The 25223-nt window shown below is 62.5% G+C and carries 23 protein-coding genes and 1 tRNA gene; 12 read left to right on the forward strand and 12 right to left on the reverse strand.

The window, feature by feature from the left end; all coding sequences use genetic code 11:
- Positions 1-180: 180 nt before the first annotated feature.
- The gene (locus AC1RUK_RS01955) at positions 181-1194 is read right to left on the reverse strand and encodes an IS110 family RNA-guided transposase (RefSeq protein WP_481836992.1); all 1014 of its coding nucleotides are present in this window, start codon (positions 1192-1194) and stop codon (positions 181-183) included.
- A 1537-nt stretch (positions 1195-2731) separates the two neighbouring features.
- Positions 2732-3082 carry a hypothetical protein gene (locus tag AC1RUK_RS01960; RefSeq protein WP_481836991.1) on the reverse strand — a complete coding sequence of 117 codons (351 nt, stop codon included), beginning with the start codon at positions 3080-3082 and terminating at the stop codon, positions 2732-2734.
- A gap of 12 nt (positions 3083-3094) precedes the next feature.
- Between AC1RUK_RS01960 and AC1RUK_RS01965 the strand changes: the two genes are divergently transcribed.
- Positions 3095-3562, forward strand: coding sequence for a hypothetical protein (locus tag AC1RUK_RS01965; protein WP_481836990.1), 468 nt, complete (start codon positions 3095-3097; stop codon positions 3560-3562).
- Positions 3563-3803: 241 nt separating this feature from the next.
- Here AC1RUK_RS01965 and AC1RUK_RS01970 read toward each other — a convergent pair whose 3' ends face one another.
- Genes AC1RUK_RS01970 through AC1RUK_RS01980 form a run of 3 tightly spaced genes read right to left on the reverse strand, consistent with a single transcriptional unit; the run spans position 3804 to position 6512 of the window.
- Positions 3804-4490 carry a hypothetical protein gene (locus tag AC1RUK_RS01970; RefSeq protein ID WP_481836989.1) on the reverse strand — a complete coding sequence of 229 codons (687 nt, stop codon included), beginning with the start codon at positions 4488-4490 and terminating at the stop codon, positions 3804-3806.
- Complete coding sequence (locus AC1RUK_RS01975; protein WP_481836988.1) at positions 4491-6128, reverse strand: terminase large subunit domain-containing protein; 1638 nt, start codon at positions 6126-6128, stop codon at positions 4491-4493.
- On the reverse strand, positions 6129-6512 hold the full coding sequence (locus AC1RUK_RS01980) for a hypothetical protein (protein WP_481836987.1): 384 nt from the start codon (positions 6510-6512) through the stop codon (positions 6129-6131).
- A gap of 169 nt (positions 6513-6681) precedes the next feature.
- Here AC1RUK_RS01980 and AC1RUK_RS01985 point away from each other — a divergent pair, with 169 nt between their 5' ends.
- Positions 6682-7200 carry a hypothetical protein gene (locus AC1RUK_RS01985; protein ID WP_481836986.1) on the forward strand — a complete coding sequence of 173 codons (519 nt, stop codon included), beginning with the start codon at positions 6682-6684 and terminating at the stop codon, positions 7198-7200.
- A 54-nt stretch (positions 7201-7254) separates the two neighbouring features.
- Here the strand turns inward: AC1RUK_RS01985 and AC1RUK_RS01990 are convergent, their stop codons facing one another.
- The 3 genes from AC1RUK_RS01990 to AC1RUK_RS02000 all read right to left on the reverse strand — a co-directional run bounded on the left by AC1RUK_RS01990 (position 7255) and on the right by AC1RUK_RS02000 (position 10731).
- Positions 7255-7806, reverse strand: coding sequence for a hypothetical protein (locus AC1RUK_RS01990; protein WP_481836985.1), 552 nt, complete (start codon positions 7804-7806; stop codon positions 7255-7257).
- 66 nt (positions 7807-7872) lie between these two features.
- Positions 7873-8730: a hypothetical protein gene (locus AC1RUK_RS01995; protein WP_481836984.1), complete on the reverse strand. Its 858-nt coding sequence runs from the start codon at positions 8728-8730 to the stop codon at positions 7873-7875.
- Between the two features lie 174 nt (positions 8731-8904).
- The gene (locus AC1RUK_RS02000; protein ID WP_481836983.1) at positions 8905-10731 is read right to left on the reverse strand and encodes a hypothetical protein; all 1827 of its coding nucleotides are present in this window, start codon (positions 10729-10731) and stop codon (positions 8905-8907) included.
- A 491-nt stretch (positions 10732-11222) separates the two neighbouring features.
- Here AC1RUK_RS02000 and AC1RUK_RS02005 point away from each other — a divergent pair, with 491 nt between their 5' ends.
- From AC1RUK_RS02005 to AC1RUK_RS02020, 4 genes are read left to right on the forward strand one after another with little or no spacing between them, the layout of a single operon-like run.
- Positions 11223-11492, forward strand: coding sequence for a hypothetical protein (locus tag AC1RUK_RS02005; protein WP_481836982.1), 270 nt, complete (start codon positions 11223-11225; stop codon positions 11490-11492).
- Positions 11493-11495: 3 nt separating this feature from the next.
- Positions 11496-11915: a hypothetical protein gene (locus AC1RUK_RS02010; protein WP_481836981.1), complete on the forward strand. Its 420-nt coding sequence runs from the start codon at positions 11496-11498 to the stop codon at positions 11913-11915.
- A complete protein-coding gene (locus AC1RUK_RS02015) occupies positions 11912-12214 on the forward strand; it encodes a hypothetical protein (protein WP_481836980.1) in 303 nt (100 codons plus the stop codon). Before AC1RUK_RS02010 ends, AC1RUK_RS02015 begins: the two co-directional genes overlap by 4 nt.
- Positions 12215-12224: 10 nt before the next feature.
- Positions 12225-12422, forward strand: coding sequence for a helix-turn-helix transcriptional regulator (locus AC1RUK_RS02020; RefSeq protein ID WP_481836979.1), 198 nt, complete (start codon positions 12225-12227; stop codon positions 12420-12422).
- A gap of 157 nt (positions 12423-12579) precedes the next feature.
- Here AC1RUK_RS02020 and AC1RUK_RS02025 read toward each other — a convergent pair.
- Positions 12580-12654, reverse strand: a tRNA-Val gene (locus AC1RUK_RS02025).
- Positions 12655-12769: 115 nt separating this feature from the next.
- Positions 12770-13132 (reverse strand): cell cycle two-component system response regulator CpdR, encoded by a 363-nt coding sequence (gene cpdR / locus AC1RUK_RS02030; protein WP_006199474.1) that lies wholly within the window; start codon positions 13130-13132, stop codon positions 12770-12772.
- 164 nt (positions 13133-13296) lie between these two features.
- On the opposite strand from cpdR, the gene AC1RUK_RS02035 reads away from it, so the two are divergent.
- The 3 genes from AC1RUK_RS02035 to AC1RUK_RS02045 all read left to right on the forward strand — a co-directional run bounded on the left by AC1RUK_RS02035 (position 13297) and on the right by AC1RUK_RS02045 (position 15972).
- Positions 13297-14238, forward strand: coding sequence for an N-formylglutamate amidohydrolase (locus AC1RUK_RS02035; RefSeq protein WP_481836978.1), 942 nt, complete (start codon positions 13297-13299; stop codon positions 14236-14238).
- A gap of 330 nt (positions 14239-14568) precedes the next feature.
- A complete protein-coding gene (gene hisN, locus AC1RUK_RS02040) occupies positions 14569-15342 on the forward strand; it encodes a histidinol-phosphatase (RefSeq protein WP_481836977.1) in 774 nt (257 codons plus the stop codon).
- Between the two features lie 117 nt (positions 15343-15459).
- Positions 15460-15972, forward strand: a complete 513-nt coding sequence (locus AC1RUK_RS02045; protein WP_481836976.1) for a DUF1579 domain-containing protein — start codon at positions 15460-15462, stop codon at positions 15970-15972.
- A 34-nt stretch (positions 15973-16006) separates the two neighbouring features.
- On the opposite strand, the gene AC1RUK_RS02050 is transcribed toward AC1RUK_RS02045, so the two are convergent.
- Positions 16007-16963 carry an alpha/beta fold hydrolase gene (locus tag AC1RUK_RS02050; RefSeq protein ID WP_481836975.1) on the reverse strand — a complete coding sequence of 319 codons (957 nt, stop codon included), beginning with the start codon at positions 16961-16963 and terminating at the stop codon, positions 16007-16009.
- 458 nt (positions 16964-17421) lie between these two features.
- Here AC1RUK_RS02050 and AC1RUK_RS02055 point away from each other — a divergent pair, with 458 nt between their 5' ends.
- Positions 17422-17889: an Hsp20 family protein gene (locus AC1RUK_RS02055; RefSeq protein WP_436173372.1), complete on the forward strand. Its 468-nt coding sequence runs from the start codon at positions 17422-17424 to the stop codon at positions 17887-17889.
- A gap of 169 nt (positions 17890-18058) precedes the next feature.
- Positions 18059-18811: a sulfite exporter TauE/SafE family protein gene (locus AC1RUK_RS02060; protein ID WP_481836974.1), complete on the forward strand. Its 753-nt coding sequence runs from the start codon at positions 18059-18061 to the stop codon at positions 18809-18811.
- A gap of 3 nt (positions 18812-18814) precedes the next feature.
- Here AC1RUK_RS02060 and AC1RUK_RS02065 read toward each other — a convergent pair whose 3' ends face one another.
- A complete protein-coding gene (locus AC1RUK_RS02065) occupies positions 18815-19867 on the reverse strand; it encodes a threonine aldolase family protein (RefSeq protein ID WP_481836973.1) in 1053 nt (350 codons plus the stop codon).
- 480 nt (positions 19868-20347) lie between these two features.
- On the opposite strand from AC1RUK_RS02065, the gene gltB reads away from it, so the two are divergent.
- Entirely contained in the window at positions 20348-25084 is a 4737-nt protein-coding gene (gltB, locus tag AC1RUK_RS02070) for a glutamate synthase large subunit (protein ID WP_481839606.1), read from the forward strand.
- Positions 25085-25223: the final 139 nt, after the last annotated feature.

Consider the following 25223-nt stretch of genomic DNA (forward strand, 5'->3'; position numbering starts at 1 on the left):
CTACGTGCTCATTGGCACTTGATGGGGTTAGCTGGGTATGGAGCGGCTTGGTTGAAATCGCAGTCGGCCCGACGATGGACCGCATGCTACAGAATCGGCGCCGTCATCCACTCCCTCCCTTGGGCGTCGCTCCCGCTCGGGAGCTCGTTTCGGCCTCCTGTCTCGTTCGCCGGTTATCCGTTAGGCGGCTTTGAACACGGTGCCGTGCCGAAGCATCGCATGCATGATGATGGCCAGCCGCCGGGCAAGAGCAATCCGCGCCTTGCGCATCGTGGACCTCGCCGCGATCGCCAGCGCCCAATCCTTCAGCTTCAGCGCTCCTCGATAGCGCGTCAGCATGACGTTTGCCGCTTCGTAGAGCAGGGTTCGCATCCGTCGATCGCCACACTTGGAGATGCTGCCGGTGTAGTCGACTTCGCCCGACTGATAGCGCCGCGGCACCAGGCCGAGATAGGCGCCGATGTCGCGAGACCGCCTGAACCGCCCGGGGTCATCGACAGCGGCTGTGAAGGCGAGTGCGGTCAGCTGGCCAACGCCGGGAATGGTCATCAGCCGGCGGCATACATCGGAGGCCCTGGCCATCTTCTTCATGTCGGCGTCGATTGCCGCCACAGCCGAAAGCACAGCGGTTCGGGCTGTGATGAGGCCCCGCATGGCGGCGGATAGGCCATTGATCCCTTCGCTGGCCCGGAGCGCTTGATCGATGAAGGCCGGACTGAGTGCCCGCGGCAGCCGGACGCCGAACACCACGGCGAGGCCGCGGATCTGGTTCTCCAGCATGACGCGCTGACCGACCAGCTTCTTGCGCGCGATGATCAGCGCGCGAATGGCGTGCGCGGGCAGCGACTTCACATGCGTCGGCTTGAAGAAGCCGGTTCGGGCGAGATGTGCCAGGCCACGGGCATCATTGCGGTCGGACTTGTGCGTCGCCAGCGACTTCAGTGCCTGGTACGCCTGCCGGCTCTCGATGCAGACGACAGGAAGGCCGCGTTCGCGCAGGCCATGGTAAAGCATCGGGGCCATCCGGCCGGTCTCGAACACGATGCGCCGACAAGCAGGCGCCTTTGCCAGCGAGGCGATGATCGCGTCGGGAGCAGATATCGTCTTCGCTTCATGAACGATCGCTCCCTCACGATCGAGAACGCAAATGTGCGTCTCTTCCATCGAAATGTCCAAACCTGCAAAATACTCCATGGTCAGTCTCCTCTTCCAATGACGGAGCCGATCCTATCGTCTCCGAGAAGAGCTGCCGCCCATTACCCCATGTTGAAAAAGTCGGCGACCAAGTCCATTGGGACACTCGGGTAGAATATCGTTTCGCGAGGGGTCTAATTGCGAATCGTGATTCCAGAAAAGGCCCCGCCAAGAAATGGAATTCTGTCAGAAGGGCCCGCTTCGCAGCCCGGCGGACTTTTTCAACACTATCCACCCTTTGCAGACGTAGGATGCGTTGTGAAAAATGTCCGATCCCTTGGACGGGGGGGCCCGCAGTCTGCCTACCACCGCTCTTGTCACCCGCATCAGGACGAGGAAAATATGCCTCGTGGGGCGAACCTCTCAAATCGGAGTTCGCCAAATGCCCGAAAAAACCCTCGCCGACACGCTTGCCGCCAACGAAACGCTCTACGTCAATTGCGGCCATCCGATGTGCTGCAAATCGGTCAAGCTCGATGTTCAGGCGCTAATCGACAGGCTCGGCCCGGATCACGGCTCGATGCATTGGGATTTGGTTGGGCTGTTTGGCTGCGCGACTTGCAAGGCCGAGGGTCGCGACCGCCGCCCGGTGTTCTTCACATGCATCCCTGACTATGGGCGAGCCGACAGAACGCGGCTCGAAAGGTCAGACCGCCACGCAACGCAACAAGACGGTCGCAGGGATTGCGGTAGGTGCAGCAGCGCTGGGCACACGCCTAGCTACGGACCCTTCCGAAGTGGAGGTACAGAAGTATGGCGCACAGAATGAGCCCGGTTCCGTAGAAAAAGATCAAGCCCCCGGAAATGACCCAAACAAGCAAACGCTGCCTCTCGGCCATCTCATTGTACCATTGCTGCATGAACGCCCCCTAAAAATATAGCGAACGCGTACCATTTGAACTGGCTTTCGCCAAGGGCTCCCACCGCGCCCATAACCGAAGTAGGGCCATCTGGCCTTACCTATCTTCGCTACGCGGGGCTGGGGAAGTCCTATCCGAGAATCGGTCATACGAATCGTACTCGAAGTAGGATCGCCCGTGCATCGTAGCCCTCGGTACTCATCCATGTCGTGGCCGCGCACGACTATCTGGGCATACTGGAAAGCTGCGCGTCCCCGACGATGTACGCCGTACTTCGAATACCGTGAACAGGTTCTCCCGCGACTACGGGAAGCTGGCGTGAATCCGACATCATGTTCGGCTTCCTGTCGGAGGTTCGCGTTCCCGATGTCTGATTGCCGTTCATGGTCGCGAGCATGGCTCGGAATGGCCCGTCACAGGCGCGGACGGCAACAGGATGAGAAACAACGCCGTGCAGATGTTCACCGAAATACGATTTGAAGACCCGGATCGGCGTTGGCCTCCTGATCTCGAAGGATGGCGAGGACTTCCAGCTCGACTGGTGCTTCGGCGACGAACCCTCTGGGCGACCAACGCCAAGATAGAGGAACTGCTCGCGACGACCTCGCGTTCGGACCTGCTCGCGAGAGGATGGTGGACAGCTTCCTCTTCCGTGGCGACGGCGTCGTGGCTGCCGTCTAGGGTCCACCGACGGCATTCCGGGCGCCAGATACCGTGGTCGGGAGTTTCGCGAACCGCCGGCCGCGCACAAGAAGCGCATCATCGAGCAACTCATGATTATCAACGCCTAGCCGAGAGGCCGACGTATCCCGAAAACCTGCAAGGATCTCGGCCGGCTGGAAAAGGCGATTGGTGCTGATGATCTGGTCAAGGGCAGCAAAGGCCATCGCCGAGCTGAAAGCGTTCGTCGAAAACCTGCCATGACGACCCGGCGGCCAGAGCGTTTTAACTAATCGGCTAACGATGCGCATAACTCCTTGACAATCGAGTTGATGCGCATAAATATCCAGCACGAGATTTATGCGCATCAAGGGAAGCTTATGGCTACGCTGAACATCTCACTGCCTGATGAACTGAAGGCGCGCATGGAGGACGTCGACATCAACTGGTCGTCCACCCTCCGCCACGCCATCGAACTGGAAATCAACTCTCGTCTCAGGAAAGGGACCGACATGGAAGACGTGATCGAACGCCTGCGGGCATCGAAGGCGAAACTCGAGGAAAAGGATCGTCCTCTCTACACGGAGAAAGGCCGGCGCTGGGCAATGGAACACGCCGAGATCGATCAGCTGCAGCGTTTCGAGGATCTCGATCCTAGCGACTGTGACGACGCCGATGTGCTGCTTGCCGCCATGTACGAAGCCGAGAACGACGAAAAGCCCAATGGCTACGACCTGCGCAACTATGCAGGGGAGTTCGACAATGGCAGCAAGCCCACGCTCGATCGCCTGACTTGGTATCTCAACGGCATCGACGAAGTGTGGCGCGAGGTTGCCGACAAGATCTGATCGGGCCGCGTCGGCAATAGACCAACGGCACGTTGGTCTATTGCTGGGGCGCCCGCTCCTGCGAATGGGGCCAGAGGAAATGCATGATCGAGCTGATCAACGTTTCGCCGGCTTTGTCTGGCGCCGGCGTTAGCGGCAGCCGCTGACCTTTGGCCACAAGCCGCGCCAGTTCGGCCGGAAGCGCGTCGCCGCTCGTGGCGCGACAGGGACACATAATCGACGTCGGGTGGAAACTTCCCCTTTATGTCCATCCGAGGGCGGATGGCATTTGGGCATGCTCCCTACGGGCGCGCGCCTCATGCGGGGCGGGCAGCCGCGTCGCCGCCCAGAGCTGGCCGACGCACATCAGCAAATCATCGTGCGACCTTTGCACGACGGCGACGGATTTTCCCGAGGCGGTGATTTTCAGCGAGGCGCGCGCCATCTGCTGCTTCAAGATCTGCAGCATCTCGGCCTGGCTCTTGTCTTCGGTCGGCAAAGCTAGCAATCCATTCGTGAACGCGGGCGACAGGTCGAGCAGCAGTTGACGCCGGCTAAGTGTCATCGTCGGCAGCGCCGTCGACTTGCCGCCAACATCGCCGATGAGATGCGCCGTGATGCCGGCACCATGCTGGTCGCCACCGGAAATCTTGACGCCGATGATCGAATTCCTTGGCAGTTCCTGCGCCAGCAGAAACGCGATCGCGCTGTTGTTGCTCAAATCGATCACATAGCGGGTCGGGCCGCGGCCGATCTCCTTGACGATCTCGGTCATCACCTCTTGCACCCAGCGGACATGACCTTGTGGCGTGATCACCGGCGGCTTCAGCGCAAGCTTGAGGATGCGCGCCTTGGTCATCCGGTCGCGTCGGGACACATGGGCGACGGCGATCGCCGCCGGATCGGCCGTCCCGCCGACATCGAGCGAACAGAGCAAGTATCCTTCCATTTAGGCCACCTTCCGGTCGAACGGCCTGGAGTTGAAAAGGGCTTCGAGGTCAAGGTGGCCGAAAGCCGCCTCCGCATCAAGCTCGGCCGGCTCGGAGGGGTCGACGACGAAGTTGCCGAACGCCTTGTCCATGGTTTCGGCATCGAACAGCGAATCACCAACGCTGCCCCATTCGCAGAGGAACTCGGTCCGGTATTTGCTTTCGCCGATGTTATGCCGCATTTCGGCCAACTGCTCTTTGCTGAAGCGCCCGGACTGCTCGGCAGTGATGGTCATTTTGTCCCACCGACTTTGCGGAGAGGACATGACGCTGTGAAAAAACGAACCGATAATTCCGGCCGAACTGATGGCGATCAATTGCGCTTTCGGCCGGGCGGCGATCGACGGCAGGACCGCCATGATGACGTCATCTTTCAAAAAGCTCGCCTCTTCGAGCACGAGCATATCGCTGGCGTAACCGCGCGCGCTTGCGCCTGAATCTTCATTGCTGCCAGGCAACGCAACAACTCTGCTTCCCTCGCCCGGCGTCAGCCTGTCGCCACCCAAAACGAGTTGGAATTGATTCGACGCCGCGATCTTCAAGTTGGCATTCATGACAACGGCCATAATTTTGCTGAGCAATTCGGTCGATTGTCTCAAAGTTGGCGCCAAAATCAGCGCCGTGGTGCCAGGGTTGCACATTGCAAAAGCGCTCGCCTTCATCGCGATGATCAACGATTTGCCACATTGCCGGCTAGCCAAGCAGCCGAGCCGGCTCGCGTAGCTGTCGAGCACGGTCGATTGCCAGATCTCCGGATTCAGGCCATTGGCAATGGCGAAAAAACTCGGGCACAGGATGTAGATCGCGAGCGCCTCGACATCGAGGCGGACCTTGCCGTTCCTCGTCAGTTTTTCGCGGATTGCCCGGATGTCCTCGACGTTGGGTTTAGGCACGTCGTTTCGGTTCCCGTCGGGATCAAGTTGCTCAGGTTCGGGAATGGCCGGCCCGGGCTCGGGCGGCACGTCCTGGCGCGCCGAGAACGGTCGGCCGTCATCCGATGCCCCGGCGGCCGATCGGGCGTCCTGTGCCTCGCCAAGGCCGGCAAACGCCCCGGCAGGCTTCCCGCCGGGAGGCCTATCCGGCCGGCGTGGCGGGTCCTGTTTGACCGGCTGCGGCCTGACGCCGGCTGCGCGGACGATGATGTCATCGAGCGTCTTGGTCAGATCGGCAAAGGTGCTAACGACCGGCGGCGCTGCCAGGGGGGTCGGAATACTTTTTCCGACCCTCGCCGTCGCGGCATCTGCCGGTTTCGCCGGAGCCGGTGGATCTGCCTGGTGCTCTATGACCGCTGGAGCACGCGGCAGGCGATGCCATTGCTTCGCCTTCTTCAGCCGCTCAAGGGTAACGCCGACAAGATCAACACCCTGCTTGTGGGCGCGGATCATCAGCTGCATTTCTTCCTGGCTCGTGCGCTCGGCACGTCTGCGCACCGACAGACTCGGATGCTTCAGGATCTCATCGAAAAAAATTTCCCTCTCGTGCCAGGCGATCGAATCGAATCGGTTCTCGCGCTGACTTTCACTGAGTGCGTAAAATGGCCTCTGCGGTACCGGAATGCCGTGGCGAAGGAACCATACCTTTGTGTGACGGCGCGGCATTCAGTCGAACTCATATTCGATGATTTTCTTGCGCGGCGCGCGGTCGGCCGGGTTGAGCCGGCGGCGGGCCTCGCCGATGTCCTTGGTCTTTTTCGAAAGCTTCATGCCGCCATACAGCTCCTGTTCCTTCATCGCCTCCTTCTGAGTGCGCTTCAAACTTTCGTCGGTGTTCTGCGCATTTTCTGGTGCGGTAGCCGCGTATCCGCAAGCTGGTAGTGTGGTCGCTGACGACATCCTCGTCGGACGGAAAGACGTCGAACCCAGGCGAAGACGATCGGCCCCGGAAATCCCGACAATAACGGCGTGCCGGCAGGACGGGGAGGCAATGGCGGCGAAGCGGGATCGGAGCGGGGAGCCGGCGACAGTGGTGCTGGCGGGGGTCATACGCCAGGTTACTGCTCAGACCAGCGTCCTGCAAAGCGGGTTTTTCCTTAACCCGCTTCGCCCGCGATAAATCGTGCGGAATATCCTCTTGATACATTGCGGGTAATTCGCTATATATCACGCGACCTGCTTGCACGCACGCAAGTGGCTGAAAAGGAGATTCCCGAAAATGCCGATCCACATCGCCAACCCATCGACCGAGGCCCGCATCCGCAGGCTGGCCGCCTCGACCGGACGCAGCCTCGTCGAGGCGATCGACATGGCTATCGGCGAGGCGCTCGCCAGTCGCGGCGTCGGCGACGACGATGACAAGTCAAATGTTGCCGGTCCCGGCACCGTCGAGGAACTTGAGGCGGGCGTGCGCGGCGACCTCGTCCCGTACAAGCGGCTGCGCGAGGAGGAATACCGCAGGCAGGGACACCCGGAAAAGCGCAGCAGCACCGGCTACATCCCACGCATGATCAAGGACCACAAGATCGTCAAGGCCTGCGAGATGAACGTCAGCAAGGGCACCCCGGGCCTGGATTTCCTGATCGGGCAGGACCGCCTCGACCTCGCCATCGAGAACTGGGTGGTCAACCCGCGCTTCTCGCATTTGTTCGACCCGGAAGTCGTGCGCAAGGCCGGGCAGGCGCTGCGCGAGGGGAAGATGATAATCGAGGCGCGCAAGGCCAACGGTCCGGGTTAAGCCGCACGGTGCAGACTGGGGTAAAAGGAACCCCAGTCTGCACCGGGGCAGTCCTCACCCGGCAGGGGTTTCGGGCAAGGACCGCCCGTATGTCGACCCTTGGGACGGCATGGAATCGGGAGCGGGAGCGGGAGCGAGGAATTTTTCGAGCGAGCGGGTGAGGATCAATTGACGCTCGGCCTCGATGCCGGCCTCGAGGCTGCGCAGGACGCGGGCATCGGCAATCAGATGGCGCCATTTCTGTTTGGGGCTCGCGACTTCGCAGGCATCGACGGCCGCGGTGAGCAGGGTGAAGACGGCCGCAAAATCATTGGCGAGGGCGATGAACGCGGGATCGTGCTGCAGGCCGGCGACGCCGGAGGGGAGGGCACCGCAGACCCATGGGCCGGAGCCGCAAGCCGTGCCCCTGCCGCGGTTTGCGGCCTGGACCATCATGGCCATCTGGTCGCTGAGCAGCGAGCAGTGGTCCGAGTCCGACAATTCAAGGATATGACGACGCGCGGCATCGGTGAGGGGCCGGTCCGGCTTCCCGGATCCGGGAAGAACAACACGCCAGTTTCCTCCGTTGACGAACTTCGGAAACGGAGGAAGCGGCGGGGTCGGCATTGGTCACTCCACATGGTCCAGGTTGGCTGGCATTTCGGCATGCTGGTTGGCTCCGGCGGGGCCGGGTCAGTCGTCAAGCGCGTCGGTGGCGTTGAACCGGTCGAGCCAGACGTGCGTACCTGCGGGGCTGGCGGCGCCGATGATCGCCCGGTCGGCGGCGTGCATGGCCTCGATATCGGTCGAAAAACGCGCATAGCCGACAAGGCTGGCATTCCACAACTCCCAGCGACCGAAATGATCGACGACGGTGAAGGTGGTGCGGCCGGAATCGGAGGCGTTGCCGACGACACGCAGCACGGTGTCCAGTTCGGGCGCGACGCGCTGGTATTCGAGCGTCGGATATTCGGGGATCGTGCCATTGTCTGGCGAAGAGAGATGCTCGACCAGCTGCCAGCCGTCATGGCACGGCATGGCAAAGAAGTTGAACGCCCACTCGAGCAGCCTGGCTGGCGTCGTCGGCGGAAAAGGATAACGCAGCGGATCGACCAGCGCCGCGGCAGCGACATCAAAAGCGTCGGGGCCGGTAGAAGGGTCGGCAAGCATGGAGGATCGGTCGGCGGAGGGCGGCTCGGCGACGGGGCCAGTGGCGGGCTCGGCAAGGGGCCGGATCAGGATCTTGCGGATGGCAGCATTCCAGGAAAGCCGCCAGCCGGCAACCAGCACGCCAGGCGCCAGCTGCACACATGGCAGGGTTTGGAGGGCCTCTGGCGGTGCTAGCCCGGAGCCTATTGCCGCCTCGAGCAGCGGGTACGAGATCAGCGCATCCTCGGCATGCATCCTGTCGATGAGTTCGGCAACCCGCTCGCCCGGGGTCGGCTCGAGCGGAGCGGAAGCGGCGATCTCGTCGGGACGATCGTCGCCGAAGATCTCGGCGAGCACGTCGCGAAGGGCGCATCTGGGACTGGATCGTGTATCGGACTGCATGAGGTCCTCGGCGTCGGGAGGTTCGCAAACTAGGCGCGGCAGCGGAGAGCAGCAAATCAAATTCGGCCGGCCGCAGTCGAGATGGCCGGAGGCCATCGAGCGAGCCAGCAGAGAAAAGCGTAGGCGCGCCGCGGTGTGACCACGGCGCGCCTACTTGAAAAGGCAAAAAGCTGTCTAGGCTGCGATGGCAGTTTTTCCGAGCTTCTGGCCGAGCGCGCGCTTGATTGCGAAATCGATGTGATAACGTGGCAGCACAGCGGCGGTCAGCGACTCCATTGACCAGAGCTTGGCCAGTTCGTCCATGCTCCATTTGCCACCCTGCTTAAGGCCCCAGGCGCTCATGATGGTCTCGATCAGCTGCTGCTCGAACCACTCTCGGACAACTTCGCGGATTGCCGACTCTGCTCCGGGCACCTGATCGTACCTCGATTTCCACCGGTTGATCATGTCCGTGAACGCGCGGAAGTCGGCATTGATCAGCAGTTGGCCGGTTTCCGACACATATTTTGCCGCCCTGTCTTCCATGTCGCCCGGGCTGCGTGTGTCATCCTCTATCGACACCCAGGTTGGGATCGGCTCGTAATTGCCCATTACCTCGTCCGCGTCGTCACCATGCTCCTGCGCAAAAAGCGAGTAGATGTCGCCCTGCCGGCCTCCGAACGTGCCGGGCCTGGAGTTGCCGCCCGAGCTTTCGTCCGCCTCGCGTGGCTGGCCACCGCTGTTGCTAACGGGATCGCCCATGCGGTGAACGCCACCTTCGCGCGGACGGTAACGCCCAAAACGGAAAAGCTCCATGATCGTCTTTAGCCGCTCGCGGATCGCAGTGCGATGATCAGTATTCCGCACCGCGCTGCCAACGGCATCCTGGTAGTCAGCAAGTTCCTCCGGCATCCTGGCGCGAAATTCCGCCGCATAAGCGGCCCAGTTGAGCGCCTCGTTCTCATATAGCAGATGAGTTCGCGCGGTGTTCGACGTGATCCTGCCGGAAATATTCGTGTCCGGCTCGACATATATGACCACCCGCTGCGAACCGAATACGATCCCGAAACTCTGCAGGCGCGCAATGCCTGCATTGCCGAAGACCAGCTCATACAGCTCATTCTGGTACAGCGCAGAGACGTGGCCACCCGGCGGAACGTGCCCGCTGTTCACGTCGACATCGGCACGCAAGATCCACCAGTGCGCCTTCGCTTCGTTGTCAATGAGGTCGACGGTGCCCATTGCTACGCTGGACTCTTTCAGCCACGACTCGGTCCCCGTCACGTTGCGCAGAAAATTATGCCTCGTGTCGCTGCGCGGCAGGTCCCATCCCTCGCGGGCCTTTACGTCCACCCCTTCCGGGAAGCGGTAGAAACGCTGGTTCAGGTAGCGCAAGATCCACTTGCGCGGCATCGGCGCCTTGGGCGGAGCGTCGACCGTGGGCTCGCTTTCGTCCTTGCCGAGCAGCACGACCATCGTGCCGTGGTCCTTGATCGGCTCGGGCTTGATGTCATCGCCGATACGGCACCAGTACTCGCCATTGTCGAAGCGAAGCAAACCGTACTGCTCCTCGGCCGCAAAACGCTTGAGGTGGATCATGTAGCCCTGGCCGTCTTTCCAGCTCAGGTAAACCAGCCCATGCGGGTTGGCAGGGGCGGCAGAAATCTTTGCCCCGACGCCATAGTTGCCGGACCGGTGCTGTCGATGGATGGAGGAGGAGAGCTTGTTGATGTAGTGCACCATCTCTTCGCCGGTCATGCCGCAGCCGGTGTCGACGACACACAGCTTGGAAACACTTCCGGCGGTGAGGGTATGCCGGTTCCAGTCGACGTCCCAACGAACCTCGCCCTTGCCATCGGGGTTGTTGGCGATCGCCTCAAGGGCATTGCGGGTCAGTTCCCGCAAAAACTGCAGCGGCGAGCAGTCCTCGTGCAATCGATCGACGAGGAATGCCATGTGGTTGACGGTCATAGGGAGAATATCCGCGCTGGACAGCGCGGACTGCGCAAAAAGGTCAGTCATGTTTACCTCACTTGCGCCGGAGTGGGTTGTTACGACCCCGGCGAGGTTGAGTCCGCTTTCGCGTAGGACAATCGTGCGACGCGTCAGCGGGTGCTGGAATGATTCCAACGCGTGGATGGTGCAGCCCGGCAGAGGATGGAGTCAAGCCGACGGACCGGTCTTCCACAACCTGGATGCCGTTAGGGCAGCCGACGGGCTCGTTGCTGCGTGACTTTCCGGGCGGTTTGGGGGTTTCGGCGGTAGCCGGGCGGCGCTGGAGTGCAAATGTTGTTAGTGTAGATGTGTTGAAGTGCAAAAATCTTCGGGGCGCTTCCGGGATTTATAAGCGACTGAAAACAGCGGGGGTACCGGGTGGCGTTGGCCAGGTACCCGCCGGGGGCGGGTCAGGTCGCGCTATTTAGACCTACTTTTTGCTCCCATTAAATCCTCGACAGCCTTTTGTGGGACCGCCGTGGAGCACGGTGGAAAGTTCACAGGAGCGCGTGCAGCTAATGGCTTATCAGGCAATCGAAACGAAGTTTGTAGGACCGACGAACTATCGCGGCGCGCGAATCCGCGTGCGCTGCCAGGCACGAACGATGTTCGTCCACTGGGAGCATTCGCTCGGAGTGGAGGACAATCACGACAGCGTGGCAAAGGCGCTGGCGGAAAAGCTCGACTGGCGCGGCCGGTGGTTTTCCGGCGGGCTCGCCGACGGCAGCGGCAATGTCTACGTGCGCGCGATGAACGACAATGCGGCGGCATTCGAGATCGGGAGCTGAGCCATGCACAGACCCTCTCATGACGAATTGGCCGCGCTGCGTTCCTACGCGGCCGAGCATGGCCGCAAATGGAAGGAAGCGCTGTCGCTCGACTGGTACAACGCGCGGCTCGGCTTTTGCGCGGACATGCCCAATCGCGGCTCGATCCTGCACGGGCTGCGCAACCATCCAGGTTTCGGGCCGAGCGGCCTGGCCGCGTTCCGGCTCAGCCTGGGACGCGTGCAGATCCCGGCCTACGCGGATCGCTGGATGATGGGAGATCGCTTCGGCGACGTCACCAGGATCATTACCCGCAAGGTCGGGGACTGGAAGGATCTTCCGCGCGGATACAAGCAGGGCGACAACATCGAGATTGCCTACGTCAAGCTCGACAAGAGCGGCAAAACGTTCTGCTTCTTCCTGACCGATTGCGAGGTGGCATGATCAATTCGCTTCACTTCGCAGGCAGCGATTTCATACTCTCTGCCAATGAATCCTGCGATTCCCTACGCGATGCGCTGCTTGATTGCGGCGCATCGGGAGACGCCTCGGAAGCTGTCGCCTACGTGCGGCAGCATTTCGGGGTGAGCGGCGATCGCAAGCAATGCGCGGCGATGCTGCGCGCCTATGGCGCATGGGACGAAACGGGGCTGGCCGATCACGATGCCAATCTCGATCGCCTGGTGTGGCTGACCGGCTGTGCGCTGCGTGAAAGCGGCGAAGCGTATTTCGCCGCTCATTGAGAGGGCGACCATGAAAGATCTTCCGGAAAAGCTGCTGCTCTCGGCCGAGGAGGTGGCGCACATGCTGTCGGTCTCCGTGAAGACGCTGGATGCCTGGCGGGCGACGAACAAGGGGCCGCCATGGATTCGGCTGAGCGGAACCGGCCGGGGAGTCCGCTACCCGCTCGACAAGCTGAAAGCCTGGATCGCAGAGCAGGAAACGAAGTGAAGAGCGCCGCCTGGCGGCGCAATCATCCAGCAGGCAAATGCAGGTGTCGGCGATCGCCGCCACATGCTGATTCGTAGCGAAAAGCGCGTTGCGCAATACGGATCACAATACGACGTCCGGCGCGCAGCAGGTAACTCAACGATTTCAAGTCTTTAGATGGTGGGCGTGACAGGGATTGAACCTGTGACCCCTGCAATGTCAATGCAGTGCTCTCCCGCTGAGCTACACGCCCATCCGAAGCCGCGCATACACCATTTTTGATCCAGCGCGTCAATAGGTCGAAAAGGGAAAGAAAGGCTCGTTTTGTCGCGCCGCCGAGGACGCGCGAGGATCGAGCCGGTAGCGCTTCAGGCGGCCTGCAGCATCTTTTCGACCTCGTTGACGAGGTCGCGCAGGTGGAACGGCTTCGACAGGACCTTGGCGTCCTTCGGGGCCTTGGAATCCGGATTGAGCGCAACGGCGGCGAAACCGGTGATGAACATGACCTTGAGGTCGGGATCGATCTCGGTGGCGCGGCGGGCAAGCTCGATGCCGTCCATCTCGGGCATGACGATATCGGTCAGGAGCAGCGAGAAAGGCTCCTCGCGCAACCGCTCATAGGCGCTGGCGCCATTGTCGAAATCGCTCACCTGATAACCGGCGCGCTCCAGTGCCTTGACGAGGAACCGGCGCATATCGTCATCGTCTTCCGCCAGCAGAATGCGTGCCATCATATCCCGTCCGAATCACCCGCCCCGACATTGGCGCCGGGCAAGCCCGTTAACCATCCTGTATATGAGGAGGTGACGGTAAACATCAAGTGAACGATGGCAGCATTATCCTGACTTTGGCTGAGCTGCGAGGGTGCTGAAATGCTGGACATGCGGCCGGCGAGATGGCACTTTCAAATCATGATGCAGTGCTGTTTCCGGGTTCGCTCAAATTGAAGACGGCAGCCGAGGATTTTTCGGTCGTTCCACCCTTCGAAATCCGATCGGGCGCCGAGCAGCGCGTTCCCTTCCTCTTCAACTCGCCGCACAGTGGCCGCTACTATCCCGACCGCTTCCTGGCCATGGCGCGGCTCGACCGCAACGCCATCCGCCGGTCCGAGGATTGCTATGTCGAGGAACTGTTCGGCGGCGCCGTGGCCCTTGGCGCGCCGATGCTGGCGGCGAATTTCCCGCGCGCCTATCTCGACGTCAACCGCGAACCCTGGGAACTCGACCCGCGCATGTTCGCCGAACCGGTGCCGTCCTTCTGCAACATCCGCTCGGCGCGGGTCGCGGGCGGACTTGGCACCGTGCCGAAGCTGGTGGGCGAGGGGCTCGACATCTATTCCGGCCGTTTGCCGCTGGCCGAGGCCGTGGCGCGGATCGAGACCGTCTACAAGCCCTATCACGAGACGCTGAAGCGGCTTTTGACCAGAACCCATGCGCGGTTCGGCTATGCCGTGCTGATCGACTGCCATTCGATGCCCGCCAGCATCAGGGTCGGCGACAATGGGGTGCGGCCGGACTTCATCATAGGCGACCGGTTCGGCATCTCCGCCACGGCCGCTTTGACCGAGACGGCGATCGGCCTGCTCACCGGCATGGGCTATACCGTCGCCCACAACAAGCCCTATGCCGGCGGCTTCATCACCGAGCATTACGGGCGGCCGGCGCGCCATCTCCACGCGCTGCAGATCGAGGTCAATCGCGGGCTTTACATGAATGAGCGGACGTTCCAGAAATCCGCCGGCTTCGATGCGCTTGCCGACGATCTGGCGCGCTTCTCGGCCGACCTGATGGCGATGCCCGATCACCATTTCATCGACCTGCCGCTCGCCGCAGAATAGGTTTGGCGCCCAGGCGGCACAGGTCAACGCCGCGCCGGTGTCGCGGCGAAAAAAAGACCGCATCGTTTGCACGACACGGTCGAAGTCTAGGGAGGAAACGCCCAAGGAGGGCATGGACAGGAAGACCTGTCCGGGAATAAATCTATTGTGCGCTGCACAAATGTCAACCGACTTCGGGCTTTTTTAATTCACTATGAAGTGGAAATTGCGTTTCGATGACGCTTGCGTGACATTCAGGCAACAGTGCTCGTGGCGCCGGAGGGCTCCCAAGCCCTTGCTCCGGCGCGAAATCACCGGCAATGACGACATGCTGCAACGCGGGAGAATCAGTTGGATATCAGCATCGACTTCATGCGGCGCATCGCCGATGCCGCCGCCGCCGAGACCTTGCCACGCTTCCGCAGCCAAGGAACCGTCGCCAACAAGGAGGCGGGCGGCTTCGACCCGGTCACCGAGGCCGACCGCGAGGCCGAGCGGGTCATCCGGGCGCTGATATCGGCGGAATATCCCGATCACGGCATTTTGGGCGAGGAGCATGGCAGCGAGAACATTTTCAGCAAGCACGTCTGGGTGATCGACCCGATCGATGGCACCCGCGCCTTTATTTCCGGCCTGCCGGTATGGGGAACGCTGGTCGGGTTCACGGTCGACGGTGATGCCGTCGCCGGCCTGATGTCGCAGCCCTTCACCGGCGAGTTGTATTACGCCAACGCCTCCGGCGCCCACTATGAGGGGCCGGGCGGACCGAGAAAGCTTTCGGCGCGCAAGACGACCGAACTCAGCAAAGCGACGCTGTTCACCACCACGCCGGCGCTGTTCAAGGGTGAGGCGCGCACGCGCTACGACCAGTTCGAGAAACAGGTCCAGCTCGCCCGCTACGGCACAGATTGCTACGCCTTCGCCATGGTCGCGGCGGGAAGCGTCGACATCGTCGCCGATCCCGGGCTGAAGCCCTACGACATCGTGGCGCTGATCCCGATCATCGAAAAGGCCGGCGGCGTCGTTACCACCTTCGACGGCGGACCGGCGGAAAAGGGCGGCGACATACTGGCGGCGGCGACGCCGGAACTGCATGCGGCCGCCATGGCGGCATTGCGCGCCTAGGGTCCGCCGATATTCAGGGGCGCGGCAACAAATAGGCAACCGCCACCCGATCCTCCTGACAGGCGGGTGTCAGGATCCTTCCGCTATAGAAGGATTTCACCTGAGGGAGGATCGCACATGGCGACGCAATCAACAGCCAGCCATCCAGACAAGAATCTGGCGGACGGCCGCAGCCATTTCGATTTCTTCCACGGACGCTGGGCGGTCAGCCATCGAAGGCTGCGCACGCGGCTGGTAGGCGACACCAACTGGGACATATTTGGCGGAACATGCGACGTGCGCCCGATCCTCGGCGGTCTCGGCAATGTCGACGACAATGTGATTGAATTGCCCGGCGGGAGCTATCGCGCCGCCACGGTGCGGACTTTCGATCCGGCGACGAAACAGTGGTCGATCTGGTGGATCGACGGCCGCAATCCGCTGACCATCGACGTGCCGATGCGCGGGTCGTTCGAGGATGGTGTCGGCACGTTCCTGTGCGAAGATGTTTTCGAAGGCCGCCCGATCCGGGTGCGCTTCCTCTGGTCGGGGATCACCGAAAAGTCTGCGCGCTGGGAGCAGGCCTTTTCGCCGGATGGCGGCAAGACCTGGGAAACCAACTGGATCATGGAATTCGCCCGCCAGGCCTGATCTCCGAGGGTCAGCGCCTGCAGATTGCTGTCGCTCAGGCGTCGTCGCCGGTGCCCGGGATGAAGGCATCGAAAGCGGCGAGGAACTGCTCGCGATACATGTCAGCCTCCTGCAGGATTTCATGATGCGCGCCGTCGATCATCAGCAGCGAGCCGAGGCGCAGACGCCTTGCATAGGCCTCCACAGCCTTGGTCGACACCACCTGGTCGGCGCCGGCGGCGATCACCAGCATAGGGACCTGGATCGCGGCGACAAAGTCCGGATCGCTGACGGCTTCGGACGCCTCCGCGGCGGCTTTCAGCCAGCGGATCGTCGGCCCGCCAAGCGCCAGTTGCGGATAGGCTTCGTAGATGCCGGTGTTGCGCCGGTAGCGTTCCGGATCCGATGTCACCTTGTTGACGGCGAAGGGGGTGGTCTGCTCCGGCCGCGGTCCCCATGCGGCATAAAGCCGGCCGAGGCCCAGAAGGCAAAACACCGAGCAGACACGGCGAACCGTCGATATCGAGACCGGAAGGTCCGGCAAGGTCAGGAAGGGCGCGATCAGCACCATGCGCCGCACCCGGTTGACCATGGAAGGCGAGGCAAGCAGGGCGACCACCGCTCCGGCTGAATGGGCCAGGATGTAGTAAGGTCCGCGGCAATCGGGCAGCACGATCTCTTCGAAGAACTGCTCCAGGTCGCTGGTGTAGTCGCGAAAACTGCGGACATAGCCGCGCTGGCGGTCGCGGATCAGCCGGTCGGAGCCACCCTGGCCGCGCCAGTCGAGGGTGGCAACGCCAAAGCCTCTGTCGGTAAGGTTGCGGATGGTCTCAAAATATTTCTCGGTGCACTCGTTGCGGCCGGTCAGCACCACTACCGTGCCCTTGATCGGGCGGGTTACGGCGCCAAAGAGGCCATAGCGGATCCGCTTGCGGTCGCGGGTGGTGAAATAACCGCCTGCCGCGTTTACCGGTGACGGATTGCCAGGAAATTCGTGGAAGAGGTCCGTCATTCGGCGTTTCGTTTTTCGTGTCGCTAGCGAGGCGCAGGCCCGGTGATAGACGCCAACGCGGCAAAAGCAAAGGGCTTCCGGTTGGAAGGGGAAGGCAGGAACTTCCGGCACCGAATGAGGCCGGAAGCAGCCTGCGGCGTGCTTCCGGCCTCTGTCGATCCGGGAGGAAGGGACGTTACACCCGGTTCGGCCTCGTCGCGGCACCTCATCCCGATGCCGCCTGTTCTTGATCCTGGCTGCAGACTAGCGCTGCCTGGCTGAACAGGCGCCGAAGCGGCGGTTCATCTGCCGTTCATCGAAGCGCGAATTCGCCATCCGGCAAAATCTTGAAATGCGCTTTTGCGCTCCCCAAATGTCTGATGCGGTCGCCAATGTCGGGGCCGCTGGCCCATCCGGAACGCCGTCACGGGTTTCGCACCGGCCAAACGCAAACCTTGTTGCTCACAGGAGAACACCTCATGCGTCACGTTGATTTTTCCCCGCTTTATCGCTCGACCGTCGGCTTCGACCGTCTTTTCACCATGCTGGATTCGCTTGCCCAGCCCGAGAGCGCGCAGACCTACCCGCCCTACAACATCGAGCGCACCGGCGAGGACGCCTATCGCATCTCGATGGCGGTTGCCGGTTTCTCGGAAGACGAGATCTCGATCGAGGCCCACCGCAATGTGCTGACCGTGAAAGGTGAGCGCAAGGAAGAGGGCAATGGCGAAGGTTCCGAGCTGCTCTATCGCGGTATCGCTTCGAGGGCCTTCGAGCGCCGCTTCCAGCTTGCCGACCATGTCGATGTCGTCGGCGCCACGCTGAAGAACGGTCTGCTCTTCGTCGACCTCAAGCGCAACATCCCCGAGGAGCTGAAGCCGCGCAAGATCGCGATCACCGCGTCCTCGGCCAAGGCCAAGCAGATCGAGGCCAAGACCGCCGCGTAATCGCGGATCTCTCGAACGAACAAGTCCGTCTCCTCCCGAGACGAAAGCGGCGCCGAAAGGCGCCGCTTTTGTTTGTCTTGATGTCTGTGCCATCCCCAACCTGGGATACTGGCCCTTTCGCGGCAAGCCTCGCTGAACGAGGTTTTCGTCCTGCGAATGGATCGAGGGCATGTCTGATTTTTCCCTGGCGCTGACGGGCACAATCGCCATCACCTTCCTGCTGGCCGGCATCGTCAAGGGTGTCACCGGCATGGGCCTGCCGACGCTGGCAATGGGGCTTCTCGGCACTGTCATGCCGCCGGTCACGGCCGCGTCGCTGCTGATCGTCCCGTCCTTCGTCACCAATGTCTGGCAGCTGTTCGCGGGTCCGAGCTTTGCATCGATCCTGCGCCGGCTGTGGCTGATGATGGCCGGCATCCTCGTCGGCACGGTCGCCGGCGCAAGGGTGCTGGCCAGCGACAACGTCAAATGGACGACCGCGGGCCTGGGGGCCGCGCTGGTGCTCTACGCCGCCTACACGCTGCTGGCACGACAGCTCAGCATTCCCATCAAGGCGGAGCGCTGGTCGTCGCCGATCATCGGCTTCCTCACCGGCGTGGTCACCGGCGGCACAGGCGTGTTCGTCGTGCCGGCGGTGCCCTACATCCAGGCGCTGGGGCTGAGCCGCGACGACCTGATCCAGGCGCTCGGTCTTTCCTTCACGGTGTCGACCATTGCGCTGGCGGTTGGCCTCGCCTCCCATGGCGCATTCCAGATCGAGCATATCGCGATGTCGGCGCTGGCCGTCGCACCGGCCTTGCTCGGCATGTGGCTCGGCCAGCTGCTCAGACAGAAGATCAGTCCGGCGACCTTCCGGCGCTGGTTCCTGATCTTCCTGATCCTGCTTGGACTGGAGCTGCTGGCGCGGCCCTTTCTGGCCTAGCCGTTACCGGGCCAGCAAATGGCCAAGGTGGTCGACCTCTTCCGTGGTCGTGGCGAAGCTGGCGACGAAACGGTAGATCGCTTCATTGTCGCCGAGGTGGCCGTCGAAGCCTTGGGGTACGCCCCATTCGTAGAATTTGGCGCTCGCCGCCTGCAGCCTTTCGGCACTGGCGCGGTCGAGGATGGCGAAAACCTCGTTGGCCTGCGGCAGCCAGGCAAGTCGGCCGGCCGGCGCGTCTTCGATCGTCTCGGCCAGCCGCGCGGCCATCGCGTTGGCGTGGCGCGCCATCCTCAGCCAGAGATCGTCGGTGAAATAGGCTTCGAACTGAGCCGAGATGAAGCGTGCCTTCGAGAAGGTCTGTCCGGCTCGCTGGCGCAGCAGGCGCAGATCATGCCCGATGTCGGGGTTCAGGACCACGACCGCGTCGGCCATCCAGCAGCCGTTCTTGGTGCCGCCGAAGGAGATGATGTCGACGCCGCTCTTCCAGGTCATCTCCGCCGGCGAAATGTCGGTCGCAGCAACGGCGTTGGCGAAGCGCGCGCCGTCCATGTGCAGAGGCAGCTTGTGGCGGCGAGCGACCTCAGACACGGCTTTGACATCGTCGACGGTGTAGATCGTGCCGACCTCGGTCGCCTGGGTGATCGTCACCGCCATCGGCTGGCCGGCGGGGGCGAGGTCTTGCGAATAGCGCGTGATGGCCCGGTCGAGAACTTGCGGATTGATGCGCCCCAATGGCCCGGGGACGGGCGACATGCGCGCTCCGCCGGTATAGAAGCCCGCGGCACCGAATTCATCGACGTTCATATGCGCTTCGGAATGGCAGAAGGCGACGCCGCCAATACGATTGCATGCCGCCATGGAGAGCGCGTTGGCCGCCGTGCCGGTGGCGACGAAGAACACTGCGACCTCCCGCTCGAAGACCTCGCTGAAGCGCCGGTAGGCGGCGCGGTCCAGTTCGCCATCGCCATAGGCGGTCGCGATGCCCGCGGCGTGCCGGGAAAGATTGGCCGAGATGTCGGGATGGACGCCCGCCCAGTTGTCGGATGCAAAGAACATTGAGAGGTCCGTATCTGGTTTGAAAAACGGGCGGGACCATGGCTGCTTTGGTGTTTGACGCGCAAGGGCCAAGCGCTGGAAAACCAGTAAAGCCAGCCGAGCCAGGCGGCAGGGGTGGCGAATGAAGGTTACGTTTCTACCCTCCTATGCGCAATTTTCTGTCGTGAAAGGCTCGAGATTTTTGTGAATCGGTCTTGTGCACGCCTGCGATTTCTGTCATAAAAATTTAGGACAGTAGTGCTGTCTTATTTTGTCGCACAAATCAGGCTGGATTGGCGTATCATTTGGGCCTCTCCGGCTGTTGCCGCGAGCGACAGGTAGACGATCCGGCTCTGGCCTGTACGAATACCATATGCGAAGCATGCGGAAAGCCGCTTGCCTCGGCAAGGATTTCGCAAGACGTGCCGCAAGGATGAAGGGGAGGCCATACGCTTCCCGAGGCAAACCAGCGCCCGGAGGGCGCGAATGGAGGACAGGATGATGACGGCAATGACGCCCTCTGCGACGAACGGTCCGGCCGCGCAGACGAAAGCGGCAGCCGTCAAAACTGCGTCCCGATCCAATACTGGCCGAACCAGCACCGGCTTTGCCGCGCAGGGCCTGTACGATCCCCGCAACGAGCACGATGCCTGCGGCGTCGGCTTCATCGTCAACATGAAGGGTGTGAAGTCGCACGGGATCGTCAAGGACGGCCTTGCCGTGCTCGAAAACCTGACGCATCGCGGCGCCGTCGGCGCCGATCCGCTGGTGGGCGACGGCGCCGGCGTTCTGGTGCAGATTCCAGATCGTTTCTTCCGCGAGGAGATGGCCGCCCAGGGCATCGACCTGCCGCCGGCGGGTCAGTACGGCGTCGGACACTGGTTCATGCCGCAGGACGCAGCACTGCGCGCCCATATCGAGGACATCATTGCCGAATCGGCGCAGTCCGAGGGGCTTCCGCTGCTCGGGTTCCGTGACGTGCCGGTCGACAATTCGTCCCTGTCGAAGGCTCCGAACATCGTGGCCTCCGAGCCGTTCCATCGGCAGGTCTTCATCGGCCGCACGGCCGACATTACCGACGACGAGGAGTACGAGGCCAGGCTCTATCTGCTGCGCAAGGTCATATCGGGCCGCATCTACGCCGAGAACGACAACAAGGACATCGGTTCCTATTGCGTGTCGCTGTCGGCGCGCACCATCGTCTACAAGGGCATGTTCCTGGCCTATCAGGTCGGGGCCTACTACAAGGACCTCACCGATCCGCGTTTTGAGACGGCGCTGATCCTCGTCCACCAGCGCTTCTCGACCAACACCTTCCCGTCGTGGAAGCTGGCGCATCCCTACCGTATGGTCGCGCACAATGGCGAGATCAACACCGTGCGCGGCAACAACAACTGGATGGCGGCGCGCCAGGCGTCGGTCGATTCCGAGCTGTTCGGCAACAACATCTCGAAGCTTTGGCCGATCTCCTACGAAGGCCAGTCCGACACCGCATGCTTCGACAATGCGCTCGAATTCCTGTTCCAGGGCGGCTACACGCTCAGCCACGCCATGATGATGCTGATCCCGGAAGCCTGGGCCGGCAACAAGCTGATGGATGCCGATCGCAAGGCCTTCTACGAATACCATGCCGCGCTGATGGAGCCGTGGGACGGGCCGGCGGCGGTCGTCTTCACCGATGGCCGCCAGATCGGCGCCACGCTCGACCGCAACGGCTTGCGTCCGGCGCGCTACATCGTCACCGATGACGACCGCGTCATCATGGCTTCCGAGGCCGGCGTGCTGCCGGTGCCGGAGGAGCGGATCGTCAAGAAGTGGCGGCTGCAGCCCGGCCGCATGCTTTTGATCGACCTGGAAAAGGGCCGCATCATCTCCGACGAGGAGATCAAGTCGGAGATCGCGACCAAGCACCCCTACAAGAGCTGGCTCGCCAACACCCAGCTCATCCTGGAAGATTTGAAGCCGGTCGAGCCGCGCGCGCTGCGCAAGGATGTCAGCCTGCTCGATCGCCAGCAGGCGTTCGGCTACAGCCAGGAAGACACCAAGCTGCTGATGTCGCCGATGGCCACCACCGGCCAGGAAGCGGTCGGCTCGATGGGCACCGACACGCCGATCTCGGCGATGTCGGACAAATCGAAGCTGCTCTACACCTATTTCAAGCAGAACTTCGCCCAGGTCACCAACCCGCCGATCGATCCGATCCGCGAGGAGCTGGTGATGAGCCTGGTGTCCTTCATCGGACCGCGGCCGAACATCTTCGACCTCGTCGGCAACTCGCGCCGCAAGCGGCTGGAAGTGCGCCAGCCGATCCTGACCAATGGCGATCTCGAAAAGATCCGCTCCATCGGCCACACCGAGGACCGTTTCGACACCAAGACGATCGACATCACCTATGCCTCGAACGAGGGCGCGGCCGGTATGCAGGGCGCCATCGACCGGCTCTGCGAGCGCTCGGAAGCGGCAGTCGCCGGCGGCTACAACATCATCATCCTATCCGACCGTCAGGTCGGACCGGACCGCATCGCCATCCCGGCGCTTCTCGCCACGGCCGCGGTTCACCACCACCTGATCCGCAAGGGGCTACGCACTTCGGTCGGCCTCGTCGTGGAATCCGGCGAGCCGCGCGAGGTGCATCATTTCTGCTGCCTCGCCGGCTATGGCGCCGAAGCGATCAATCCCTATCTCGCCTTCGACACGCTGCTCGACATGCACAAGCGCGGCGAACTGCCGGCCGAGGTCGACGCCTATGAAGTCGTCTCCCGCTACATCAAGTCGATCGGCAAGGGCATCCTCAAGGTGATGTCCAAGATGGGCATCTCGACCTATCAGTCCTATTGCGGCGCGCAGATCTTCGACGCCATCGGCCTGAAAACCGATTTCGTGCAGAAGTACTTCACCGGTACCGCGACGCTGATCGAAGGCGTCGGGCTGGACGAGGTCGCGGCCGAGACGCTCAGCCGCCACAGCGACGGTTTCGGCAACGACCCGGTGCTGCGCAACAGCCTCGAGGTCGGTGGCGAATACATGTTCCGCATGCGTGGTGAGGCGCATATGTGGTCGCCCGATGCGGTTGCCACCTTGCAGCATGCCGTGCGCCAGGGTTCGTGGGATACGTTCAAGGACTACTCCGCCCAGATCGACAGCGAGACGGCGCGGGCGCAGACCATTCGCGGTCTGTTCAAGATCAAGCTTGCCGAAGAGACCGGCCGCAAGAAGGTCGCGCTCGAAGACGTCATGCCGGCGGCCGACATCGTCAAGCGCTTCTCGACTGGCGCGATGTCGTTCGGCTCGATCTCTCGTGAGGCGCACACCACGCTGGCGCGTGCCATGAACGCCATCGGCGGCAAGTCGAACACCGGCGAGGGTGGCGAGGAGTCCGACCGTTATCTGCCGCTGCCCGGTGGTGGCAAGAACCCAGAGCGCTCGGCGATCAAGCAGGTCGCTTCCGGCCGCTTCGGTGTTACGGCGGAGTACCTGGTCAACTCCGACATGATGCAGATCAAGGTCGCGCAGGGCGCCAAGCCCGGCGAGGGCGGCCAGCTGCCCGGCCACAAGGTCGACGCTACCATCGCCAAGGTCCGGCACTCGACGCCAGGCGTCGGCCTGATCTCGCCGCCGCCGCATCACGACATCTATTCGATCGAGGATCTGGCGCAGCTGATCTACGATCTGAAGAACGTCAACCCGGCGGCCGATGTCTCGGTCAAGCTGGTGTCGGAGGTCGGTGTCGGCACGGTCGCCGCCGGCGTTGCCAAGGCTCGCGCCGACCACATCACCATCTCGGGCTATGACGGCGGCACCGGCGCGTCGCCGCTGACCTCGCTCAAGCATGCCGGCAGCCCGTGGGAAATGGGCCTGGCTGAAACGCACCAGACGCTGGTGCTGAACGGCTTGCGCTCGCGCGTCGCGCTGCAGGTCGACGGCGGGTTGCGCACCGGCCGCGACGTCATCATCGGCGCGCTGCTCGGCGCCGACGAGTTCGGCTTCTCCACCGCGCCATTGATCGCGGCCGGCTGTATCATGATGCGCAAGTGCCACCTCAACACCTGTCCGGTCGGCGTGGCGACGCAGGACCCGGTGTTGCGCAAGCGCTTCAAGGGCACGCCCGAGCACGTCATCAACTTCTTCTTCTATGTCGCAGAAGAGGTTCGCGGGCTGCTCGCCGAAATGGGCTTCACTCATCTCGACCAGATCATCGGCGATGCCGATCTGCTGGAAAAGCGCGACGTGATCCAGCACTGGAAGGCACGCGGGCTCGATTTCGGCAAGATGTTCTTCAAGCCGGACGCGCCGCATGAGGCCGTGCACTGGACCGAGCGGCAGAAGCATCCGATCGACGACGTGCTCGACCGCAAGCTGATCGAACTGGCGAAGCCGGCGCTGGAAGCCAAGCAGCCGGTGACCATCGAGCTGCCGATCCGCAACGTCGACCGTTCGGCGGGCGCGATGCTCTCCGGAGAGGTTGCCAAGCGCTTCAAGCACAAGGGCCTGCGCGAAGACACGATCTCGGTCAAGCTCACCGGCACCGCCGGCCAGTCCTTCGGCGCCTTCCTGGCGCGCGGCATCTCGTTCGAGCTGGTCGGCGCCGCCAACGACTATGTCGGCAAAGGCTTGTCGGGCGGCCGCATCGTCATCCGTCCGCCGGAAGAGGCCAAGATCGTCGCGGCTGACTCCATCATCGTCGGCAACACCGTGCTCTACGGCGCAACCGAGGGCGAGGCCTATTTCGCCGGCGTCGCCGGCGAGCGGTTTGCCGTGCGCAATTCCGGTGTCGCCGCTGTCGTCGAGGGCGTCGGCGATCACGGCTGCGAGTACATGACCGGCGGCATCGTCGTCGTCATCGGCACGACCGGCCGCAACTTCGCCGCCGGCATGTCGGGCGGCGTCGCCTATGTGCTGGACGAGGTAGGCGACTTCGCCGAACGCTGCAACATGGCGATGGTCGAGTTGGAGCCGGTCCCGGAGGAAGACGATCTGATGGAGAAGCTGCTCCATCATGGCGGCGACCTCGACCACAAGGGCCGCGTCGACGTCTCCGGCGACATGACCAGCCACGACGAGGAGCGGCTCTATCAGCTGATCTCGAACCACGTCCACTTCACGGGTTCGGTACGCGGCCGCGAGATTCTCGACAACTGGACGGCTTTCCGGCCCAAATTCCGGAAAATCATGCCGGTCGAGTATCGCCGCGCACTGATCGAGATGGAGCGCATGCGCATGAGCGTGGCGGCGGAATAGGCTTTGGGCGTTGCCGGGGAGCAGGGCTTCCCGGCCGACACCTCATCAACAATCCTGACCTCGGACTGAAGGTTGCCATGGCTGCCTTATGAGGTTAACGGGTGCGCCAACGAGCGTGCCTTCGGACAGCAGGGACTGG

It is taken from the genome of Mesorhizobium monacense (assembly GCF_056781675.1).

What these genes read in the sequence shown, in the direction of transcription:
- AC1RUK_RS01955 (WP_481836992.1), bottom strand. Translation starts at nt 1,194, where the DNA reads ATGGAGTATTTTGCAGGTTTGGACATTTCGATGGAAGAGACGCACATT.
- AC1RUK_RS01960 (WP_481836991.1), bottom strand. Translation starts at nt 3,082, where the DNA reads ATGCGCATAAATCTCGTGCTGGATATTTATGCGCATCAACTCGATTGT.
- AC1RUK_RS01965 (WP_481836990.1), top strand. Translation starts at nt 3,095, where the DNA reads ATGGCTACGCTGAACATCTCACTGCCTGATGAACTGAAGGCGCGCATG.
- AC1RUK_RS01970 (WP_481836989.1), bottom strand. Translation starts at nt 4,490, where the DNA reads ATGGAAGGATACTTGCTCTGTTCGCTCGATGTCGGCGGGACGGCCGAT.
- AC1RUK_RS01975 (WP_481836988.1), bottom strand. Translation starts at nt 6,128, where the DNA reads ATGCCGCGCCGTCACACAAAGGTATGGTTCCTTCGCCACGGCATTCCG.
- AC1RUK_RS01980 (WP_481836987.1), bottom strand. Translation starts at nt 6,512, where the DNA reads ATGACCCCCGCCAGCACCACTGTCGCCGGCTCCCCGCTCCGATCCCGC.
- AC1RUK_RS01985 (WP_481836986.1), top strand. Translation starts at nt 6,682, where the DNA reads ATGCCGATCCACATCGCCAACCCATCGACCGAGGCCCGCATCCGCAGG.
- AC1RUK_RS01990 (WP_481836985.1), bottom strand. Translation starts at nt 7,806, where the DNA reads ATGCCGACCCCGCCGCTTCCTCCGTTTCCGAAGTTCGTCAACGGAGGA.
- AC1RUK_RS01995 (WP_481836984.1), bottom strand. Translation starts at nt 8,730, where the DNA reads ATGCAGTCCGATACACGATCCAGTCCCAGATGCGCCCTTCGCGACGTG.
- AC1RUK_RS02000 (WP_481836983.1), bottom strand. Translation starts at nt 10,731, where the DNA reads ATGACTGACCTTTTTGCGCAGTCCGCGCTGTCCAGCGCGGATATTCTC.
- AC1RUK_RS02005 (WP_481836982.1), top strand. Translation starts at nt 11,223, where the DNA reads ATGGCTTATCAGGCAATCGAAACGAAGTTTGTAGGACCGACGAACTAT.
- AC1RUK_RS02010 (WP_481836981.1), top strand. Translation starts at nt 11,496, where the DNA reads ATGCACAGACCCTCTCATGACGAATTGGCCGCGCTGCGTTCCTACGCG.
- AC1RUK_RS02015 (WP_481836980.1), top strand. Translation starts at nt 11,912, where the DNA reads ATGATCAATTCGCTTCACTTCGCAGGCAGCGATTTCATACTCTCTGCC.
- AC1RUK_RS02020 (WP_481836979.1), top strand. Translation starts at nt 12,225, where the DNA reads ATGAAAGATCTTCCGGAAAAGCTGCTGCTCTCGGCCGAGGAGGTGGCG.
- cpdR (WP_006199474.1), bottom strand. Translation starts at nt 13,132, where the DNA reads ATGGCACGCATTCTGCTGGCGGAAGACGATGACGATATGCGCCGGTTC.
- AC1RUK_RS02035 (WP_481836978.1), top strand. Translation starts at nt 13,297, where the DNA reads ATGGCACTTTCAAATCATGATGCAGTGCTGTTTCCGGGTTCGCTCAAA.
- AC1RUK_RS02045 (WP_481836976.1), top strand. Translation starts at nt 15,460, where the DNA reads ATGGCGACGCAATCAACAGCCAGCCATCCAGACAAGAATCTGGCGGAC.
- AC1RUK_RS02050 (WP_481836975.1), bottom strand. Translation starts at nt 16,963, where the DNA reads ATGACGGACCTCTTCCACGAATTTCCTGGCAATCCGTCACCGGTAAAC.
- AC1RUK_RS02055 (WP_436173372.1), top strand. Translation starts at nt 17,422, where the DNA reads ATGCGTCACGTTGATTTTTCCCCGCTTTATCGCTCGACCGTCGGCTTC.
- AC1RUK_RS02060 (WP_481836974.1), top strand. Translation starts at nt 18,059, where the DNA reads ATGTCTGATTTTTCCCTGGCGCTGACGGGCACAATCGCCATCACCTTC.
- AC1RUK_RS02065 (WP_481836973.1), bottom strand. Translation starts at nt 19,867, where the DNA reads ATGTTCTTTGCATCCGACAACTGGGCGGGCGTCCATCCCGACATCTCG.
- gltB (WP_481839606.1), top strand. Translation starts at nt 20,348, where the DNA reads ATGACGGCAATGACGCCCTCTGCGACGAACGGTCCGGCCGCGCAGACG.